The following is an 18,906-nucleotide window of genomic DNA, read 5'->3' on the forward strand; positions in this document are numbered from 1 at the left end:
AGCTGGATAGACGCGGCGCCTATGAGTTCTTCGCGAGCAAGCTCGCTCCTACAGGATTGGGGGTTAGTAGATGTCCTTGGACAGCAGCGTAAACGGTGTCTTCAGCAGGATCTTGATATCCAGCCACAACGACCAGGTGTTGATGTAGCGCAGGTCGATGTCAACGCGTTTTTGCATCTTCTCCAGTGTCTCGGTCTCACCCCGGCATCCATTGATCTGCGCCAGCCCGGTGATGCCGGGCTTGATGCGATGGCGTGCCATGTACGCGTGAATCTTGCCCGAGTAATAGTCGTTGTGTGCGATGGCGTGGGGGCGTGGACCGACCAGGGCCATATGGCCTTGCAGCACGTTGAACAATTGCGGCAATTCATCGATAGAGGTGCGGCGGATAAACCGGCCGACCGGGGTGATGCGCGAATCGTTGCGGCTGGCCTGGCGTACCTCGTGGTCGTCATGCACGCGCATCGAGCGGAACTTCCACACCTTGATCACCTGGCCATTCCAGCCGTGGCGGTCCTGCTTGAAGATCACCGGGCCGGGGGAGGTGAGCTTGATCAGCAGGGCAAACGCCAGGAGCACCGGGCTCAGCACCAGGATGGCCAGCAGCGCGATGCTCTTGTCCAGCAACGCTTTGCTCAGGGCGGCGGTGGGGTGGCTGGTCAGCGGGCTTTCATTGAGGAAGATCGCTGGCAGCCCATCCACTTCGGCGACGCAATGGTTGAGCAGCAGCATGTTGTTGAGGTCGGGCACCCAGATCACATCCACGCTGATCTCCAGCAGGTTGAGGTACAACGCCTCGATGTGGGTGGCGTCCTGCAACGAGTGGGTGATGTACAGGCGGCGAATGCCATGCTGGCGGATCAGTTGCGGCAATTGCGGCAGCTCGCCAAGGATCTGCGCCTGTGCATCCGGCGCGGCCTCGGCATGGCTGCCGACGAGCCCCACCAACGGTGAGCGCTTTTGGCGAGACAGGGTGTTCGCCAGGTCGACGGCAAGCTTGCCGGTGCCCACTATCAGTGATTTATGCCGTTGGTGAAGTTGGCGATGGTAATACCGGGACAGGCTGTGCAGCGGGATATAACACAGGGCCAGCAGAGGGTAACTAACCGCCGCCCAGAGCAACAAGATGTCCAGTGGAAACAATGAGGTGGCATTGCAGGCGATACCCACCGCGAACACTATTAAAGCGGTGAGTAACCAGCCCATGAACAGCCGTCCCAAGCCCACGCCATAGTCATCTTTCTTGCTGTAGACATCACACAGACTGTACGCCGGTAATGAAGCCAGTATGGTAAACGCCGCGAGCACACGGTAGTTGTACTCAAGTTGGCCGGTCCTGAACACGACCAACATAAATAACAGTGCAACGACCAAACCCGAGGCAAGCATCCACTGACCCCAGAACGTCAACCCCTTGGGGGTCAGGTTGCGATGCATTCTAGTGTTATTCAGCATAGTTCTGCTCCCGGTGGTGACCACGCAGGTGGTGTGGAATTCCCGCACTAAAAGATAGGCACGCGCAGTCGCGTACCCACGGATAGTAATGAACGGCAGGAGGCATTGGCTGACGACTTATAACAAGGTCAGCGGCGTCTTAGTGTGAGTGTGTTATAAATGGGCAGGTAAAAGTGTGTATTAATAGGCAGGGTGAATATCAAAGTATCCGATCTTGTTTTTTTTGTTTTAACGGCGTGACTGGGTGAGTTCCAGAGGTTTCTTGATTTTTTGTGTAAGGCAATAACCACGGTTTCTCACCGCACGAAACAAGCGTTCGCCATCGTTGGCACGCTTGAACTTTTCTTGCAGCCGGCTCAGGCACATTTCCAACCCGCGATATAGATCAGGTTCGCGTCCGATATTACGGATCAGCTCCTCTTTGCTGACAACACGCTCTTCATGGTGCAGCATCTTTTTAATCAACGCCGATTCAATGCTTGTCAGCGAAATACGTAAACCGCCTTTGACCAGGGTGCGGTCATGTTGTGTCAGTAGCCAGAAATCCTGTGGGTAAAGTTGAGTTCTCTCAGGACTTATCTCCGCAGACCGAGTGGGGCTATTGGGCGTGCTGTCGTGATCCGTTGGCATGGGTAGTCTGGATTCTTGTCGCACAGCGTTAAAAGAGTGCGAGGGTAAGCCAAGTGTGTGGGTAATGACATAGGTTGTCAGGCGGCGGTTGTCGTCGGAGTTGCAGTGTCGAGGGTTGTTTTCACGGATTTTAGGGTCTGTTTCTATTGGCGCGAATGTATTCAAATCGTAATTAAACAATTCGGCATTGGGCGTAAAGTCTCGCAGCGCGATGGCCGCAAGAGTGGGGGTGAAGGCGTGTTTCTTGAGGGAGCTCATAGTGTCCACCGTTAGTATGAAAGTGCGGTTTTTATAAGCAGTCGGCAGGGGAGTAGTAACCGCCCTGAAAGTATTCGAACGGCAGGTTTTTAGCCAGCATGGCGCTGTCGGCAAATTCCACGGTGTCGGCGATGAAGCGCACCCGGGCTGCACTGATCAGCTCTAGCATGCGGTCGTACAGCCGATCGAACAGACCGGAACGCGTATTCAGGCTCAGCCGCAGGGCGGAGTCCGGAAAAGGCATTTTCACGTAGTCGTAAAGCTTGAGGTCGATCAGCAGGTCTGCCGGCTTTGTATCGAGTCTGTAATTGTTGTAAGCCAGGGTGACAGCGCACTGGTCTTTTAACTTATACAACTGACGCACCATCGCGCGGCGCTCGACAGGGCCGGGCAGGGCATCCAGAGGATTGGTAATACTGAGCGTAAAGGGCTGTCTGCGTTTTTCCAGTGACTGGGCGGTCTGAACAATGCTCTTGTGGAGATCTTCGTTCATCAAGGCAGCTTGATCGATCCGCAGGAACTTGCGGCTGACAACGGAGTTGGAGGCTTTGTGTGCTGCGCTGATACGTTGCAGCGCCTTGTGGTAGGCGCTGTCGGGTACTTGGTGATCCTGCAGTGAGCCGACACTGACTTCGCTGCCCCAAAGTGCATGGCTGCGATCAACGATGGCTTGCCTGGCAAGCCTGAAGTCCACAGCATCGGCAGGGGCTACCTTTTCGCTATTCACGATGAGGTCGTTCCTTGGCGGTTTGAAAATGGCTGGCACATATAACTCCCCGGCTTAGTTTGTACCCATAACCCCGGATATTCTGAATAATGTTGTCACCGTAGTGCGCCTTGATTTTACTGCGCAGTCGGCTGATGGACTTTTCCAGGGCGCGCGAGTCGTAGTATTTGGTATTAAGGCCCATGACTTCGGCAATTTCATTGTGACTGAGCAGTCGGCACTGTATAAGCGCCTCCAGAACTTTCATTTCGACGAAGGATATTTCAAGTTTCTTGCCGTTACCATAAAGGCACATGCGATCCTGATCGAGCACCAGGCCACAACGATTCAGTCGTTCACCTTCACTGAGAAAAGCATCGAACAGGCTTAACTTTTTTTCAGGGGACGCCTCTGCCACTTTGATGCAGTAATCCGCGCCGGCCAGATAGTATTTGGTCTTGCTCAAACTGGAGGCGAATGTGACGACGACAAATATGGTGCAGTTGGGGTGGCTGTTTCGGGTTTTTCTTATTATGTCCAGGGTTTGATTACTCGCCGCGGGGGTGTCGATTTCTATGATGATAGCGCGGTAGCTTGCGTGGCTTTCCTGGGTGTCAACGAGTTGTTCGTAGTAACGTGTATCGACTTTCAAATCATCCGCTACAGTGCGAACTATAAGCTCCCGAAAATCCTCCGATTTAGATGGAGTCCGTGCAATAGCGAGGACGTTGGAAAAATGCATCACCTACTCCCTTTTCCGGCATGCAAGGCCGTCAGTTCAATCGCTGCTAGCGTTTAGATACTAATCGAATTGAATACGGTAAAACGTGACAAATTTTAACATTCGCCACTTTGTTTTCAAAAAGGAATGGGGTAGTGCGCGGTTATTGCGAGGGGTTTTGCACGGGCGTACACATATGCTAGTGCAAACTCTTAATGTGCGATAAGTATTTTAGCCCAAACGGTTTTTTTGCTGAATCGGGGAAACCCTTGCATCGCTAAGGAGGGAAGGCAGAGGCGCGCGCCACGCGCCTGCATTCAAATCTGCTCCTCCCCCCGCAATTGCCCGCTCATGTCATCGCAGCTTTTCGCCCAGTCGCTGAGCCATTGCGGCACCGGTGGCGAGGTCTCATCCAGGCCCAGTTCCTTCACAAAGTCGCCCGGGGGCAGCGTGCCCTTGGCTGAACGGAACAGCCCGCGCATCACCACCACGCCGACCACCCGGCCGTTGCTCACGAAGCGGTGCTCCATCAGGCTCCACTTGTGGTCCCAGCCGAGCATGCGTGTGTGCACCTCAAACTCTTCGAACAGCTTCAACTCGCGACGGAATTTGCCCCAGGTATCGCCGACGATCGGCAGCGCCTTGTTGCGCAATGCCACGCGAAAGGCCCCGGTGCGCAATACGAAATCCATCCGGGCAACGTCCGCCAGGGAAAAGTACCGGCCATTGGTGACGTGCCGGTTGATGTCCAGGTCCAGCGGCCACACGCGCATGCGCACCACCGTGGTGTCCAGGCCATGCACAGGTTTGCGCCAGGGGCGGCGGGACAGCATGAAGAGCAAGCGAAACCACAGATTCATCCAAAGCACCTGACAGTTGATCAAAGGCAGCACTGTAGGGGCGTGTAATCCGCTAAGGTAGATGCACAAATGACTTATTACATGCGAAAAACGCAATCAGGTTTTTATCATGCACATCACCTTGCTTCTGGCTGATCGCTGCTCTGCCGCCAGCGCCACCACGGCCCTGGAGATGCTCAGCGCCGCCAACCTGTTTGCCGACTCTCCGCCTTTCGAAGTCGCAGTGGCTTCCCTGGACGGTCACGCCGTGGAGGCCTGGGGTGGTCAACGCCTGCAGGTTGATCACGCGCTGGCGCAGATCGTGCAGACTGACCTGGTGTTGATCCCGGGCTTTCTGTTTACGCTGAAGGAAGCCCTGCCGACTTTTCCTGCCTACGCGCCCTGGCTGCGCGAACAGCACGCACGTGGTGCGGTATTGGCTTCGATGTGCACCGCAGCTTTTCTATTGGCTGAATCCGGCGTGCTCCAGGGGCTGCGCGCCACGACCCACTGGGCGTTTGCCGAGTTGTTCCGGCGACGCTACCCCGACGTGAGCCTGGAGGACGCGCAGCTGCTCTGCGAAGAGAACCGTGTAATCACCAGCGGCGGGGCGACTGCAGCGATGGACTTGATGCTGCACCTGATCCGTCGTTTCGGCTCGCCGGAACTGGCTCATACCTGTGGCCGATACCTGCTGATCGATAACGTACGCAGCGAACAATCGGTGTATGCCATGTGGTCGCTGCCCAAAAGCCATGGCGACGCTGAGATCCTGCGGGTGCAGTACTGGCTGGAACAACACTTTGCCGAACCCGTGGTGATTGACGAGGTGGCCCGGCAATTCGGTTTTGGCGTGCGCAATTTCAAGCGGCGCTTCAAGGAGGCTACCGGCTTCACGCCCATTGCCTACCTGCAGACCCTGCGTCTGGAACGGGCCAAGCAAATGCTGGAGTCGACTCGCATGACCCTGGAAAGCATCACCTACGCGGTGGGCTACGAAGACAGCAATTCATTCCGCCGCCTGTTCCAGCAACGGGTAGGCCTGTTGCCGGCGGCGTATCGCAAGAAGTTCCTGGTCCGTCCGGTTTGATTCAGCGGCGCGGCAACAGATCGTCAAGACGTTGCTGTGGATCGACCGTGACCTGCATGAATCACAGGCGAAAAAAAACCGGCTGATCAGGCCGGTTTGGGGTTCCCGCAAACAGCACGGGATTACGCGTTGTTGCCTTGCAGGCGATCAGCACCACCTTCGGCCAGGCCACGTTCCTGCAAGCGGTCAGCACCGCCTTCAGCGAGGCCACGTTCCTGCAGACGGTCGGCACCGCCTTCGGCCAGGCCACGTTCCTGCAAACGGTCGGCGCCACCTTCGGCAACGCGGTTACCTTGCAGACGGTCAGCACCACCTTCAGCGACACGGCGTTCCAGCAGGCGGTCCGAACCCCCTTCGGCAAGACGGTTGCCTTGCAGGCGGTCAGCACCACCCTCGGCGACGCGGCTTTCGATCAGGCGATCCGAACCGCCTTCAGCCACAACCGGGTGGGCAAAAGCATTGGCGGCGAGTACCGAGAAAGCGAGGCTAAGCAAGATTTGGCGTTTCATGAGAGTGTGCTCCGAGTGTTTTGATTTAAGTGTTGCCGGGTATGGGTTTGATGTTACGCGTTGCATTTTTTAAGAGAACTTCATTGGGCTGATGGTGACTATCGACGCCAGCGATGGCTCGTGGGGGCGAGCCATCGCAGGGCCAGTCATGGCATCTGCGGCAGCTCCTGCGGGCGCAGGTCGAACACCAGCACCTCGGCGTCCTCGCCCTGGCTCAGGCGGATCTGCCGCTCATCCCGCACCCGGGCGCCGTCGCCTTCCTGCAAGCGCTGGCCGTTGATTTCAACGCTGCCCCGGGCCACATGGAGGTACACATGGCGATCGGGCGGCAGGTCCAGGGTTGCGCTCTCGTCGCCGTTGAACAGCCCGGCATACACCCGTGCGTCCTGGCGCACGCTGAGGGAGCCATCGGCACCGTCCGGCGAGATGATCAACTGCAGGCGCCCACGTTTCTGGGCCTCGCTGAAGTGTTCCTGCTGGTAGCGCGGTTCGGCACCGGCCACGGCAGGCACGATCCAGATTTGCAGGAAGTGCACGCCACGGGTCTGGCTGTGGTTGAACTCGCTGTGGGCCACGCCGCTGCCGGCGCTCATCAGTTGCACATCGCCGGGGCGGATCACCGAGCCGGTGCCCAGGGTGTCCTTGTGTTCCAGGGCGCCTTCGAGCACATAAGAGAAGATCTCCATGTCGCGGTGCGGGTGCTGGCCGAAACCTTTGCCGGCGGCGACACGGTCATCGTTGATCACCAGCAGATCGGAAAACCCCTGTTCCTGCGGGTTCCAGTAGTTGGCGAACGAGAAAGTGTGGAACGACTTCAACCAACCGTGATTGGCGGCACCGCGTTCGGAAGCTTTGCGAAGGGTCAGCATGGTCTTGTCCTCAAGTCAGAGCGGGCTGCGGCATGCAGGGCTCTTGCGTTGAGAAGAAGGTTAATGGTTACCGGAATATTCATTAAGAAGATGAAAACTGAATAACTGTCTCGTTCAGGTTGACAGTTTCGAGCGTGTCATAATGCCCCCCGTATTCCTTCCCGATGGACCTTACCTGCTATGAAAACCGTGGCCATGGCGCTGTTCCCGGACTTCCTGCTGCTCGATATGGCCGGGCCGCTCGAGGTGTTTTCCATTGCCAACCGCTACCTGCCGGCGGCAGCGCATTACCAGATCCTCACCCTCGGCACGGAGCCCGGTCCGTTGCGCGCCTCCAATGGCGTCACGGTACAGACGGACCTGCTGCTGGAACAGGCCCAGGATGCCTACGACCTGCTGCTGGTGCCCGGTGGCCCCGGTGCCTATAACGAATGTCACCCGGCGCTATTGCCGTGGCTGAGGGCCGCAGCTCCGCGTGCGCGGCGCTTCGGCTCGATCTGCACCGGTGCCTTCGTGCTGGGGCATGCCGGGCTGCTGGACGGTCACCGCGTGACCACGCACTGGCATTACACCGAGCGACTGATCAAGGCGTTCCCCAAGGCGAGGGTCGAAACGGATCGCATCTACCTGCAGGACGGACGCTTGATCACCTCGGGTGGCGTCACCGCCGGCATCGACTTGGCGTTGTCGGTGGTGGCGCAGGACCATGGCAAGCAAGTCGCCGTGGACGTGGCCAAAGTGTTGCTGGTGGTGATGAAGCGCCAGGGCGGCCAGGCCCAGTTCAGCCCGATGACAGCGGCGGTGGCACCGCAGGAAACCACGATTACCCGGGTGCAGAACCATGTGCTGGCGCATCTGGACCAACCGTTCACCATCGAGTCCATGGCCGATTTGGCTGGCATGAGCGCGCGCCATTTTGCGCGGCTGTTCGCCAAGGAGGTGCAGATGACGCCCATGGTCTTCCTGCAAGGCGCGCGCATCGACCGCGCCCGGCAGTTGCTGGAAACCACCGACCTGCCGCTCAAGACCGTGGCTTTTCACGCAGGCTTCGGCAGCGTGCGGCATATGCGCTTTCTGTTCAGTGAAAAACTGGGCCTCAACCCGACCCAATACCGACAACAGTTCAGTTAACGACAGAATGTCCGTCTCGCGCACCCGAATGTCCGTATCGCTCCCTGTGCCAGCATTGTCCTGTCATCGCCAACTGGCAAGATAGCGTCAAGCCCACGGAAAAGGATGCGCGAACGCCCAAGGCCGGGTGTTTCAGCGCTATTGCACACATGAACAATCCTCAGGCGATTGACGCTGATGGCACGGTACGCTTCGGCGCCTATGTGTTTCACCGGCAGCAGCGGCTGGTCAGCAAGTCGGGTTGGCCGGTGCCTGTGGGTGGGCGTGCGCTGGATATCCTCACGGCGCTGCTCGAAGCGCCTGGGCAGTTCATCAGTAAAGCCAGCCTGATCGAGCGGGTCTGGCCGAACAGTGTGGTGGAAGAAAACAACCTGAGGGTGCATATCGCTGCACTGCGTCGCGTGCTCGATGGGCAGCAGTTCATTCTGAATGACCCGCTGCGTGGTTACTGTTTCGCGGCCCCGGTGCAGGGGGCGCTGCCGGCCACGCTGCCGCAGCACAACCTGGCAGCGCGGCTCAGTGCGGTGATTGGCCGTGACGAGGTGTTGGGCGTGCTGGTTCGGCGTCTGTCCGGGCAACACCTGATGACGCTTACAGGATGCGCCGGTGTCGGCAAGAGTACCCTGGCCCTGGCGTTGGCCGAGCGCGTGTTGCCGCGCTACCGGGACGGCGTGTGGTGGGTTGACCTGGCTACCGTCGAGGCGCCGATTACCATGCTGCGCGACTTGGCCGCCGTGCTGCACCTGGAGCCCTGCACCCACGCCAGCGAGCTGTGCCGTCAATTGGCCTCGCGCCAACTGTTGCTGGTGCTCGACGGCGCTGACCTGTTGCTCGGCGCCTGCCGGCACCTGGTGCGTGTGTTGCACGACACCGCGCCTCAGGTCAGCGTACTGGTGACCAGCCGTGAACGCCTGCAAGTCCCCGGTGAATGGGTACAGCGCGTGCCCAGGCTGGCGATCCCGGCGCCGGCTGCCCAGGGCAGTGTCGAACAGGCGATGGCTTACCCGGCGGTGCAGTTATTTGTGGCGCGGGTACGTGCCAGCCAGCAAGGATTCGCGCTGCGCCTGCATGACCTGGCGCCGCTGCGGGATATCTGTCGGCGACTGGACGGTATCCCGCTGGCCCTGGAATTGGCCGCCGCTCAAGTCGATGCCCTGGGCGTGCGCGGTTTGCAGCAGCAGTTGCGCGCAGGCTTGCAGGTGCTGACCCGAGGCCGGCGCACCGCGGTGGAACACCACCAGTCCCTGACGGCAGCCCTGGACTGGACCTACCAGCGCCTGAGCCTGCCGGAGCGCTGGCTATTCCTGCAATTGGGGTTGTTCAAAATGGCCGTGACCTTGCCCACGTTGAGTGAACTGGTCGCCGGTACCGAGTTGGAACACGCCGACCTGTGCTACCTGCTTGGGCGCCTGGTTGGCACGTCGTTGCTGACCGTTGAACCCGGGCCGGGAGACCCCCGTTACCGTCTGCTCAATTGTGTGCGCAGCTACGCCCTGGCGCAACTGCGCGACCCGTTGCAGGTGGCGCGTTTGCAGCAGGGTTACGGGCATTACCTGGGGCCGTTTTCAGGCCGGCCGTTTGTCCTGCAACTCGTCGAGCAGGCTGCGTACGCGGACTAGGTCCTGAGTGGCAAAGCCTTCGGTGAAGCGCGCGTAGATCGAACTCAGCAAGTCGCGCGCCGCCTGTACGCGGCCTTGCGTCTGCCACAGACTTGCCAATGAAGTTGCACAGCGTAATTCCCAGGCCAGTGCGCCTTGCTGGTGCGCCAGGCCCAGGGCTTCCAGCAGCAGGGCTTCTGCGGCACGGCTATCGGCCAGGCTTTCGGCGCGCACCCGCAGGATTTCCGGGGTGCACCAGCCGGCTGCGCCACTGCTGGCGCGCTCGAAGGCCGCGTCACTGACCTCGATTGCATTGAAGGTCACCAGGATATCCTCGACCAGGCCCAGCCCCTGCACATCCGCGATGGGCAGCGTGCCCTCATAACAACGCGCCCAGGTGTGAAACAACTGCACCGAGTGTTTTTGCGCCTGTTGCAGCAGCTGGTCTTGGTACTCGTGGGCCATGCCGTTGTCGCCGTTATAGCGAGCGATGACCACCCCGGCCAGGGCCAGGGTGTAGCAGATCGACGTGCCATGGTTGATCTGCAAGGCCAGCGCCAGTGCCTGGCTCGCGGTACGCCATGCGCGCTCCGGATAACCGCGCAGCCACAGGATGCGCGCAAGGATGGTCAAGGAGGCGACGCTCTGGTCGTACTGCACGCCAAAGCCATGGGTAAACCGGTTGAGGTGGCCGCTCTGGGCCATGCGCTGGATCACTTGTTCGGCATTGTGCTGCGCGAGGGCCTGGTGACCGGCGAAGTGCTGCGCCAACACCCGCAGGCGCTGGGCACTGAGGGCCAGCAACGGGCCGAGCTGGTCGAAGTGCAGGCTCTGCGCCAAGGCCTCCCGGTAGTTGCCGCAGCACAGGTTCACCGCCATGTGCCCCGACACCGCACGCAGCTGGCCGGCCAGGTCCTTGCTGGCTTGCGCCAGGCGCCGCGCGCAACTGAACGCTTCAATGGTCTGCGGCGTGCCGCCCTGGGTGTGATAGGAATAACTGCCCAGCGCCAGTTGCAAGGCCATGTTCAAGCGCTGGCTCGGGGCATTCGATTGCCCGAGTCGTGCCAGGGCCTTGCCCACGTACAAGCCGTGTTCGCGCAGCAGCGACAACTCCTGCCACAACGGCATGGCACTCACCGTCAGGCGAATGCCCAGCAGGTGCGCACCCTGGTCGCCCAGGCACCAGTCGAGGGCGGCGCGGATGTCTTCGCGCAGCGGCGCATAACGGTCGATCCAGGTCTGGGTGGCGATCAGCTCCCAATCGTCCTGGGCCTGGTTCATCAGTGCCAGGCAGCGCTCGGCGTGGCGCTGGCGGGTAGCGTCGAGTTCCTGGGCGACGCTGAGTTTTTCCAGGGCATAGGTACGCGTGATGTCCAGCAGACGGTAGACCATCTCGTCATCACCGGCTTCCACATTGAGCAAGGACTTGGCGACCAGCTGCGTGATCGAATGCAGCACCTCGTGCGGTGCAATCTGTTCCCCGGCAATCACCGCCGCTGCGCTGGCCAGGCTGAACCCGCCGCGAAATACCGCCAGGCGACGCAGGCAGATCTGTTCGCAGGCGGTCAGCAGCGCAAAGCTCCAGTCCAGGGTCGCGCGGAGGGTCTGATGGCGGGGCAGGGCGCTGCGGCGGCCTCGGGTGAGCAGGCGGAAGTTGTCTTCCATCTGCACCAGCAGTCCGGGCAGGCCGAAGCGCTCGATCTGCGCCGCCACGAGTTCGATGGCCAGGGGAATACCGTCCAGGCGCTGGCAGATATCAATCGCCAATGGCAGCTCGGCTTCGCTCAGTTCAAAGCTGTCCTGATGGAACATGGCCCGCTCGATCAACAATTGCAGGGCCGGGTAGCCCAGCGCCTGGGCACGGTTGCCGGTGGCGGGTGGGCAGGCCAGGGGCTCCAGCCGCTGCACGTATTCGCCCTCGGCGCGCAAGGCCTCGCGGCTGGTGGCCAGGATGTGCAAGCGGGGCGCGTGGCGCAGCAGGGTTTCGCTGATCAGGGCAATGTCGTCGAGCACGTGCTCGCAATTGTCGATCACCAGCAGCAACTGGTGCTCCTGCAAGCGCCGCGCAAACGTGGGCAAGGGTTCGTGCTCGGCGTGGGTGAGGTCGAGCAGGGCGGCGAGGTTGGGCAGGATCATCGATGGCGCACTCAGCGGCGCCAGGTCCAGCAAGCGGATGCCGTCGCGGTAGTGCCCGATCAGCAATTCCGCGACCCGCAGGGCCACTGTGGTCTTGCCGATGCCGCCGGCGCCGGTCAGGGTGATAAAGCGTTGCTCGGGCAGTTGCTGCACCAGGCTGTCGATCAGGGCCTGGCGGCCGAGCATGCGGGTTCGGCGCAGCGGCAAATTGTGGCACGGGCGTTGGGCGGCACCTTCGGTTGGCAGGGTCATCGGCTCGATGCTCAGTGGCGCAACAAAACTGTAGCCACGCTGGGCCACGGTCACGATATAGCGCTGCCCGGCCTGGCCATCGCCCAATGCCTTGCGCAACGCCGCCATATGCACCCGCAGGTTGCCGTCTTCCACCACACTCCTGGGCCAGACGCGGGCGATCAGCTCCTGCTTGCTCACCACATTGCCGGCCTGTTCCAGCAGGATCAGCAGGATATCCACCGCACGCCGCCCCAGGCGCAATGGGCGACCTGCCTCCAGCACCAGGCGCTGGCGCGGGTGGATACGGTAGGGGCCGAAGTGCACGGCCTGGTCGCTGAGGTCGTTCATGGGGGGGCCATGCTCGGAACGGGGTGAGGGGCCAGCATAGGCCAGGCAGGCCAGGACCACTAGGCCGCGATCACTTGCGGTTTAGAGCGAGAGTGGTGATTTCGCCAGGTCATCGGGTTGACGCCTTCGCTACGGGTGAACATATGACAGAAATGCGCCTGGTCGCAGAAGCCGCATTCCAGGCTGATTTGCGTCAGGCTCAAGGATGACTGGGCGATCAGTTCCTTGGCCCGCTGGATGCGCTGTTGGCGGATCCATTCCTGCGGCGATATCCCGGTGGTGCACTTGAACGCACGGGAAAAATGGCTGCGTGATAGTGCACAGGCCTGGGCGAGGTCGGCAATGGCCAGGCTTTCGCCGAGGTTGGCCAGGATCATCTGTTTGGCGATGCGTTCGCGCCGTGGGCACAGGCCACCGGTGGCGGACAAGCGAGGGGGGTATTGATCGAGTCGGGCCATGACAAATATCCGCAGTCGATGGGAGCGTTCCCGGTGGATGGATGCAGTGTAGACGTGGCCAATCTTGTTGCCGGACCGTCCGGCTGACGAGTTAATCGTTGTTAATTTCGCCAGGTGCCGACCCGGAAAAGACAGCACAGGCGTGCAATCCGGTCAGTGTTTTGCGTGTTTATCTGTAAGCTTTCCAACCGTTTGGATATCACCATGAACCGCAACGACCTGCGCCGCGTCGACATGAACCTGTTGGTGATTTTCGAGGCGTTGATGTTCGAGAAGAACCTGACCCGGGTCGCCGAAAAACTCTTCATGGGCCAACCGGCGGTGAGTGCGGCATTGGGGCGTTTGCGCGATCTGTTCGACGACCCGTTGCTGCTGCGCAACGGGCGGGGCATGGAGCCCACGCCACGCGCCGTGGCGATACTCAAGGAGTTGCAACCGGCCATGGACACCATTTCCGGCGCGGTCAGCCGTGCCAAGGATTTCGACCCTTCCACCAGTTGTGCGGTGTTCCGCATTGGCCTCTCCGACGATGCCGAATTCGGTCTGTTTCCGCCGCTGCTCAGTCAATTGCGCGAAGAGGCGCCGGGTATTGTCGTGGTGGTGCGTCGGGCCAATTACCTCTTGATGTCATCGCTGCTGGCCAGCGGCGAGATTTCGGTGGGGGTGAGCTACACCACGGAGTTACCGGCGAATGCCAAGCGCAAGAAGCTGCGGGATATTCCGTGCAAGGTCTTGCGTGGGGATGACGGTGTTGAACCGTTGACCCTCGACGACTACTGCGAACGGCCCCATGCGATGGTGTCGTTTTCGGGGGACTTGAGCGGCAACATCGACCTGGACCTGGCGCGCATTGGTCGTACGCGCCGGGTGGTGTTGGCGGTGCCGCAGTTCAGTGGGTTGCGGGCGTTGCTTGCCGGTACGCAGATTATTGCGACGGTGCCGGATTATGCGGCGTGTGCGTTGACGGAGGGCACGTCGCTACGGGCGCAGGACCCGCCGTTTGCGATTGATGCGGCGGAGTTGTCGATGGTGTGGAGTGGGGTGCATGACAATGATCCAGCGGAGCGGTGGTTGAGGGGGAGGATTGGGGAGCATATGGCTCGGGTGGTTTGACTGGTTTGACTGAGTACATATCCGTTGCTTCGGTAACGGCTACTTATGGTTCCGCTCTTACAGCGGGTCACTTTTTGAAGAGCGCAAAAAGTAACCAAAAACGCTTCGCCCCAACACTCGGTGCCTCGCCTAGGCTCGGCATGCCCTCACTCCGGCTTCAATCCGTGGGCCGCCGCCACGCGCCATCCATGGCGCGGGGCGGCTAACCCGGCGTCCTGCCGGGTTACCCACGGATTCAAGCCTGCGTTCGGCCAGCGTGTTTGACGGGGCGCCCCAGATCAAAAGCAGGAGCGCGGCGGCCTTAGCAGGCCGTTGAAAAAGGCCGGACTGAATTAGATTCTGGCAAACTCCCAGTCATGTTCCTCAATGTCAGCGGAAGACCGAGCCGATGCGTGGACCCGATCTCAAGCAAAACGACCTGTTCAGCTACACGACGCTGGAGCAGCGTATCCCCAAGGATCACCCGCTACGCCCGCTGCGCGAGCTGGTTGATGCGATCCTGGTGTCGATGGACTCTGATTTCGAGGTTTTGTATTCCTCGCTGGGACGCGCCTCGATTCCACCAGAGCGGCTACTGCGGGCTTCATTGCTGCAGGTGATCTACACCGTGCGTTCCGAGCGGCAATTGGTCGAGCAGATCGATTTTAATCTGCTTTTTCGCTGGTTCGTCGGCCTGTCGATGGACGAACGGGTGTGGGATCACTCGACCTTCAGTCAAAACCGTGACCGCCTGTTTAACCAGGATATTGCGCGCCTGTTCTTCCAGCGCATCAAGTCGCTGGCCCAATGGTCGCAGTACGCCAGCGATGAGCATTTCAGTGTGGATGGCACACTGATCGATGCCTGGGCTTCGCATAAGTCCTTCGTCAAAAAAGACGATGGCGAGAAGCCGGGCGATGAGCCTCCAGAGGACGGCCCTCGCAACAACTATCTCGATTTCAAGGGTGAGAAACGCGGCAACAAGACTCACCAATCGACTACCGATCCCCAAGCGCGGCTGGCCCGCAAGAGTCCGGCCGATGGCAGTCGCCTGGCCCATATGGCCCACACTCTGATGGAAAACCGTAACGGGTTGATCGTGGATGTGGAATGCACCGAGTTCAATGGACACGCCGAAGTGGGTGCAGCCTTGAAGATGCTTGAACGCACGGCCAAACCTGGCAGCACCGTGGGCGCGGACAAAAGCTACGACCAGAAATTTTTTGTCCAAATGGTGCGTGATTTGAAGGTGACGCCGCATGTCTCGAGGAAGGCCATCAAGAGCGCAATCGATGGCCGTACGACCCGTCATCCGGGTTACGGCATCAGCATGAAAATACGAAAAAGAATCGAGGAAGGATTTGGCTGGCTAAAGACCGTGGGTGGTCTGCGCAAGACCAAGCTGATCGGCCGCGAAAAGCTCAGCGCCCAGTTGCTGCTGGGCTTTTCGGTGTACAACTTGATCCGTTTGGGGAGCTTGTCGGGCTGGTGGCGTGGGTCGCATGTTTAGGCGAGGTACGCCCAGAAATCGTCCACAGGCAAATATTTGCGCTGGAATTGGCAAAACACCCGCTGATTGAGGCGGGATAAAGGTCGACGCCAGGCTTGAGAGGCTGAAAAATCTCAAGCTTGGCGGGTTGGGGGAGATAGGACTGAATTTTTCAACGGCCTGTTAGAGCCGACCGGATTGAATGGCCGGTACTCGGTCAAAGTGTGGGAGGGGGCTTGCCCCCGATGGCAGTGGGTCAGTCACTGATGAGTTGGCTGACACTCCGCCATCGGGGGCAAGCCCCCTCCCACAGTTTGATCTTCATGTATCAGTTGAAGGGTGGTTTGCTCTGGCTCTGGCTCTGGCTCTGGCTCTGGCTCTGGCTCTGGCTCTGGCTCTTGATCTGCTTTTGATTTTGATCTTAGGCGGCCCCCCAAATCCCTGTCGGATTACGGGCACACCGAGCCTAAGCGAGGTGCCGAGTGTTGGGGCAAGAGCCCTTTGCTTACTTTGGGCTGGGCCGGCATTCCGGCTTTTCCAAAGTGAGCCGCCGTAAGGGCGGAACCATAAGCGGCCGTTACCTAAATAACGGATATGTACTCACAAAAATTGGTCACCCATTCTTACCCCAAATTGGCTATTCCTCCCCCAAGGCCCGATGACTAACCTAGCCATCAATCCCCACCGCCCTGGAACATCACCATGCAACCCCGTACCGATTTCTACACCGCCTCCCCAGACGCCATGAAAGCCATGCTCGCCCTGGAAGCCGCCGTCGGCAAACTCTCCATCGAACTACCGTTGCTGGAACTGATACGCCTGCGCGTCTCGCAGATCAACGGCTGTGCCTTCTGCCTCGACATGCACACCGCCGACGCCCGTAAAGGTGGCGAAACCGAACGCCGCCTGTACACCTTGTCGGCCTGGCGCGAAACGCCATTCTTCACCCCGCGTGAACGAGCGGCGCTGGCCTGGGCCGAAAGCCTGACCCTGATCAGCCATACCCACGCACCGGATGAAGACTTCAACGCACTGGCCGCCGAGTTCAGCCCCCAGGAACAGGTCGACCTGAGCGTGGCCATCGCCACCATCAACAGCTGGAACCGCCTGGCCGTGGGTTTCCGCAAGATGCCGAAGTAAGCCTCAGAAGTTGACCGAGGCACTCAGGCGCGCCGTCAATGGCGCGCCCTGGAACAGGTAGTCATCGCCCATGTACTCGCCCGCGTCGCGCCAGTAGCGCTTGTCGAACAGGTTGTCGACGCTCAGGCGGAACACCGTTTCATAGCCGTCCACTCGGGTGGTGTAGCGGCTGCCCACATTCACCACCGCGTAGTCCCCCACTTGCACATTGCCGCTGCGATTGGCGTACTTCTTGGCGCTGTATTGCACACCGCCCAGTACCGCCAGGCCGTTCACCCACGGCAACGCATAATCGGCATACACACTGGCGCGTAGCTTGGGCACGTTGATCGCCTGGTGGCCTTCGTAGTCCGGCGTGCCGCTGCCGGTCACCCGCGCACGAATCGCCGCCACGCTGGTTGCGATCTGCAGGCGTTCGGTGGCCCAGCCGTTGGCCGACAATTCCAGCCCGGTGTTCTTTTGCTCGCCCTGTTGCACGTAGTCGAATTTGCCTGTGCCATCCGGCTTGGCGTACTGGTAGGCCTGGCGGGTCTGGAACACGGCGGCGGCGAAGCTGATGCGGCGCCAGTCGTATTTCACCCCGGCTTCGATTTGGCGTGAGGTGGTAGGGGCGAGGGTTTCGTCGGCGTTGTTGGCGAACCACGGCGCGGTGCCGCCCAGGGACAGGCCTTTGCTGTAGCTGGTATAGAGCGAGATGTTCTCGACAGGTTTGTAGATCAATGAGGCCTGCGGCAGGAACACATACTGCTGGGTATGCCGGGCCTGGTTGCCGGTGACGCTGTCGAAGGCTTTTTCGTCCAGGCGCACTTCGCGGCCACCGAGGATGGTTTGCCATTGCTCGTTGAGGCGGATGCGGTCGGTGACGAACAGGCCGTACTGGCGACTGTCGAGGTTGCGGTGGCTGTCGTTCAACGGCTTGTCAGTCGGGGTAAACGTAGGGGCGTCCACGTCGATGTTGGTGGTGCCGATGTATTCATTGACGGATTTGCGCTTGTCGATCACCCGGCGGAACGCACTGGTGCCAAAGGTCAGTTCATGGCCCAGGCCGGCGGTGTCGAACAGTCCGGTCATGGCCGCCTGAATTTCATCATCACGGCGGGTGTCGTCAGGGCTGCGGTAGTCGTAGACGTCGTAGTTGCCCTCGGGGCTGAAGTAGTTCGGAACGCTCGAGGTGCAACTAGTCGAGCCATAGCAGCCCCAGGCAAACGAGCTGTAATCGTCGATCACCACCTTGCTGCGCGCCGCACTCACACTGCCTTTCCACTGGTCGCTGAAACGGTATTCAAACTTGCCGTTGAGGTTCAGCGAATCAATGCCCACCTGTCTGGACCCGCTCTGATGCCCCAGCAGTTTCTTCGGCGAGGCACCGTGTGGCACCTCGGTGCCGCCCAGCAACTGGTAGCCCGGCACCGAGCGTTGCTGCTTGTTCTGGTATTCGGCATCCAGTTGCAACACGGCGTCGGGGCTGATGTTCCAGTCGAAGGCCAGGGACACAAAATCGCGCTGGCCGTTGGCGTGTTCCACGTAGGCGTTGAGGTCTTCGTGGGCCACGTTGGCGCGCAGGCCGAATTGTTGCTCGCTGCCGAACCAGCCGCCGACGTCGGTGGCGACGTAACCGCTGCCACGATCGTCGCTGGAGACGGTCACCGAGCGCACATCTTCCGGGCGCTTGGTCACGTAGTTGATCACGCCGCTGGGCTCGGAAATCCCGCTTTGCAGGCCGGCCAGGCCCTTGAGCACTTCGACCTGCTGCTTGTTCTCCAGCGCGACGTTCTGCTCGCCGGTGATGGTGCGCCCGTTGATCTTGTAGCTGCTCGCCGCATTCAGCGAAAAGCCGCGCACCACGAAGTTTTCGTAGTAGCCGATGGGCGCATAGCTGTCGCCCACCGAGGCATCGTTGCGCAGCACTTCACTGAGCAGGCGCGCTTGCTGGTCCTTGATCAGTGCGGCGTTGATCACGGTGATCGAGGCCGGGGTGTCGAGCAGCGGTGCCTCATCGAAGCCGCCCACCGAAGCGGTTTCGCTGCGGTAGCCGGATTCATCCTGGCCCTGGACCTTCACTGCCGGCAGTTCAAGGTCTGCCGCCAGGCTGTGACCGATGCCGCCGCTGAGCAGCAGACCGAGGGCGAAACGTGAGGTGACGACGGGACGAAAACGCAAAACCATGGGGGCAGGGCCTTAAAGCGCGGGCGGGGGGGCGCAT

Annotated in this window: 16 protein-coding genes; 6 read left to right on the plus strand and 10 right to left on the minus strand. The window is 60.3% G+C overall.

All coding sequences use genetic code 11. The annotated features are described in order from the left end of the window. Window positions 1–63: 63 nt before the first annotated feature. The 5 genes from ACZ445_RS12300 to ACZ445_RS12320 form a co-directional block, all read right to left on the minus strand. Window positions 64–1,455, minus strand: a complete 1,392-nt coding sequence (locus ACZ445_RS12300) for an undecaprenyl-phosphate glucose phosphotransferase (RefSeq protein WP_464708382.1) — start codon at window positions 1,453–1,455, stop codon at window positions 64–66. 228 nt (window positions 1,456–1,683) lie between these two features. Further along, window positions 1,684–2,343, minus strand: coding sequence for a winged helix-turn-helix domain-containing protein (locus ACZ445_RS12305; RefSeq protein WP_058425517.1), 660 nt, complete (start codon window positions 2,341–2,343; stop codon window positions 1,684–1,686). Window positions 2,344–2,374: 31 nt separating this feature from the next. Continuing rightward, complete coding sequence (locus tag ACZ445_RS12310; RefSeq protein ID WP_058425516.1) at window positions 2,375–3,070, minus strand: YuxH family protein; 696 nt, start codon at window positions 3,068–3,070, stop codon at window positions 2,375–2,377. Continuing rightward, window positions 3,063–3,791, minus strand: a complete 729-nt coding sequence (locus ACZ445_RS12315; protein WP_058425515.1) for a winged helix-turn-helix domain-containing protein — start codon at window positions 3,789–3,791, stop codon at window positions 3,063–3,065. The genes ACZ445_RS12310 and ACZ445_RS12315 overlap by 8 nt, the downstream gene beginning before the upstream one ends. Before the next feature lie 296 nt (window positions 3,792–4,087). Then, complete coding sequence (locus ACZ445_RS12320; RefSeq protein WP_179028403.1) at window positions 4,088–4,630, minus strand: thioesterase family protein; 543 nt, start codon at window positions 4,628–4,630, stop codon at window positions 4,088–4,090. 109 nt (window positions 4,631–4,739) lie between these two features. Here ACZ445_RS12320 and ACZ445_RS12325 point away from each other — a divergent pair, with 109 nt between their 5' ends. Further along, window positions 4,740–5,699: a GlxA family transcriptional regulator gene (locus tag ACZ445_RS12325; RefSeq protein ID WP_179028404.1), complete on the plus strand. Its 960-nt coding sequence runs from the start codon at window positions 4,740–4,742 to the stop codon at window positions 5,697–5,699. Window positions 5,700–5,821: 122 nt separating this feature from the next. Here the strand turns inward: ACZ445_RS12325 and ACZ445_RS12330 are convergent, their stop codons facing one another. Then, window positions 5,822–6,208, minus strand: a complete 387-nt coding sequence (locus tag ACZ445_RS12330) for a hypothetical protein (protein ID WP_179040807.1) — start codon at window positions 6,206–6,208, stop codon at window positions 5,822–5,824. 146 nt (window positions 6,209–6,354) lie between these two features. Continuing rightward, window positions 6,355–7,077, minus strand: a complete 723-nt coding sequence (locus tag ACZ445_RS12335; protein ID WP_058425511.1) for a pirin family protein — start codon at window positions 7,075–7,077, stop codon at window positions 6,355–6,357. A gap of 180 nt (window positions 7,078–7,257) precedes the next feature. On the opposite strand from ACZ445_RS12335, the gene ACZ445_RS12340 reads away from it, so the two are divergent. Together ACZ445_RS12340 and ACZ445_RS12345 are read left to right on the plus strand one after the other, a co-directional pair. Beyond that, the gene (locus ACZ445_RS12340; protein WP_058425510.1) at window positions 7,258–8,208 is read left to right on the plus strand and encodes a GlxA family transcriptional regulator; all 951 of its coding nucleotides are present in this window, start codon (window positions 7,258–7,260) and stop codon (window positions 8,206–8,208) included. A gap of 149 nt (window positions 8,209–8,357) precedes the next feature. Then, complete coding sequence (locus ACZ445_RS12345) at window positions 8,358–9,827, plus strand: winged helix-turn-helix domain-containing protein (protein WP_464708384.1); 1,470 nt, start codon at window positions 8,358–8,360, stop codon at window positions 9,825–9,827. Here the strand turns inward: ACZ445_RS12345 and ACZ445_RS12350 are convergent. Continuing rightward, a complete protein-coding gene (locus ACZ445_RS12350; RefSeq protein ID WP_058425508.1) occupies window positions 9,774–12,524 on the minus strand; it encodes an ATP-binding protein in 2,751 nt (916 codons plus the stop codon). The two genes, ACZ445_RS12345 and ACZ445_RS12350, sit on opposite strands and share 54 nt — an antisense overlap. 59 nt (window positions 12,525–12,583) lie before the next feature. Further along, complete coding sequence (locus ACZ445_RS12355; protein WP_058425507.1) at window positions 12,584–12,982, minus strand: helix-turn-helix domain-containing protein; 399 nt, start codon at window positions 12,980–12,982, stop codon at window positions 12,584–12,586. A 204-nt stretch (window positions 12,983–13,186) separates the two neighbouring features. Here ACZ445_RS12355 and ACZ445_RS12360 point away from each other — a divergent pair, with 204 nt between their 5' ends. From ACZ445_RS12360 to ACZ445_RS12370, 3 genes are all read left to right on the plus strand, one after another. Further along, window positions 13,187–14,095: a LysR family transcriptional regulator gene (locus ACZ445_RS12360; RefSeq protein WP_058425506.1), complete on the plus strand. Its 909-nt coding sequence runs from the start codon at window positions 13,187–13,189 to the stop codon at window positions 14,093–14,095. A 388-nt stretch (window positions 14,096–14,483) separates the two neighbouring features. Next, window positions 14,484–15,584 carry an IS5 family transposase gene (locus tag ACZ445_RS12365; protein ID WP_464707263.1) on the plus strand — a complete coding sequence of 367 codons (1,101 nt, stop codon included), beginning with the start codon at window positions 14,484–14,486 and terminating at the stop codon, window positions 15,582–15,584. A gap of 681 nt (window positions 15,585–16,265) precedes the next feature. Continuing rightward, window positions 16,266–16,703, plus strand: coding sequence for a carboxymuconolactone decarboxylase family protein (locus ACZ445_RS12370; protein WP_464708385.1), 438 nt, complete (start codon window positions 16,266–16,268; stop codon window positions 16,701–16,703). A 3-nt stretch (window positions 16,704–16,706) separates the two neighbouring features. Here ACZ445_RS12370 and ACZ445_RS12375 read toward each other — a convergent pair whose 3' ends face one another. Further along, complete coding sequence (locus ACZ445_RS12375; RefSeq protein ID WP_464708386.1) at window positions 16,707–18,869, minus strand: TonB-dependent siderophore receptor; 2,163 nt, start codon at window positions 18,867–18,869, stop codon at window positions 16,707–16,709. Window positions 18,870–18,906 lie beyond the last annotated feature (37 nt).

The organism is Pseudomonas allii (assembly GCF_055380095.1).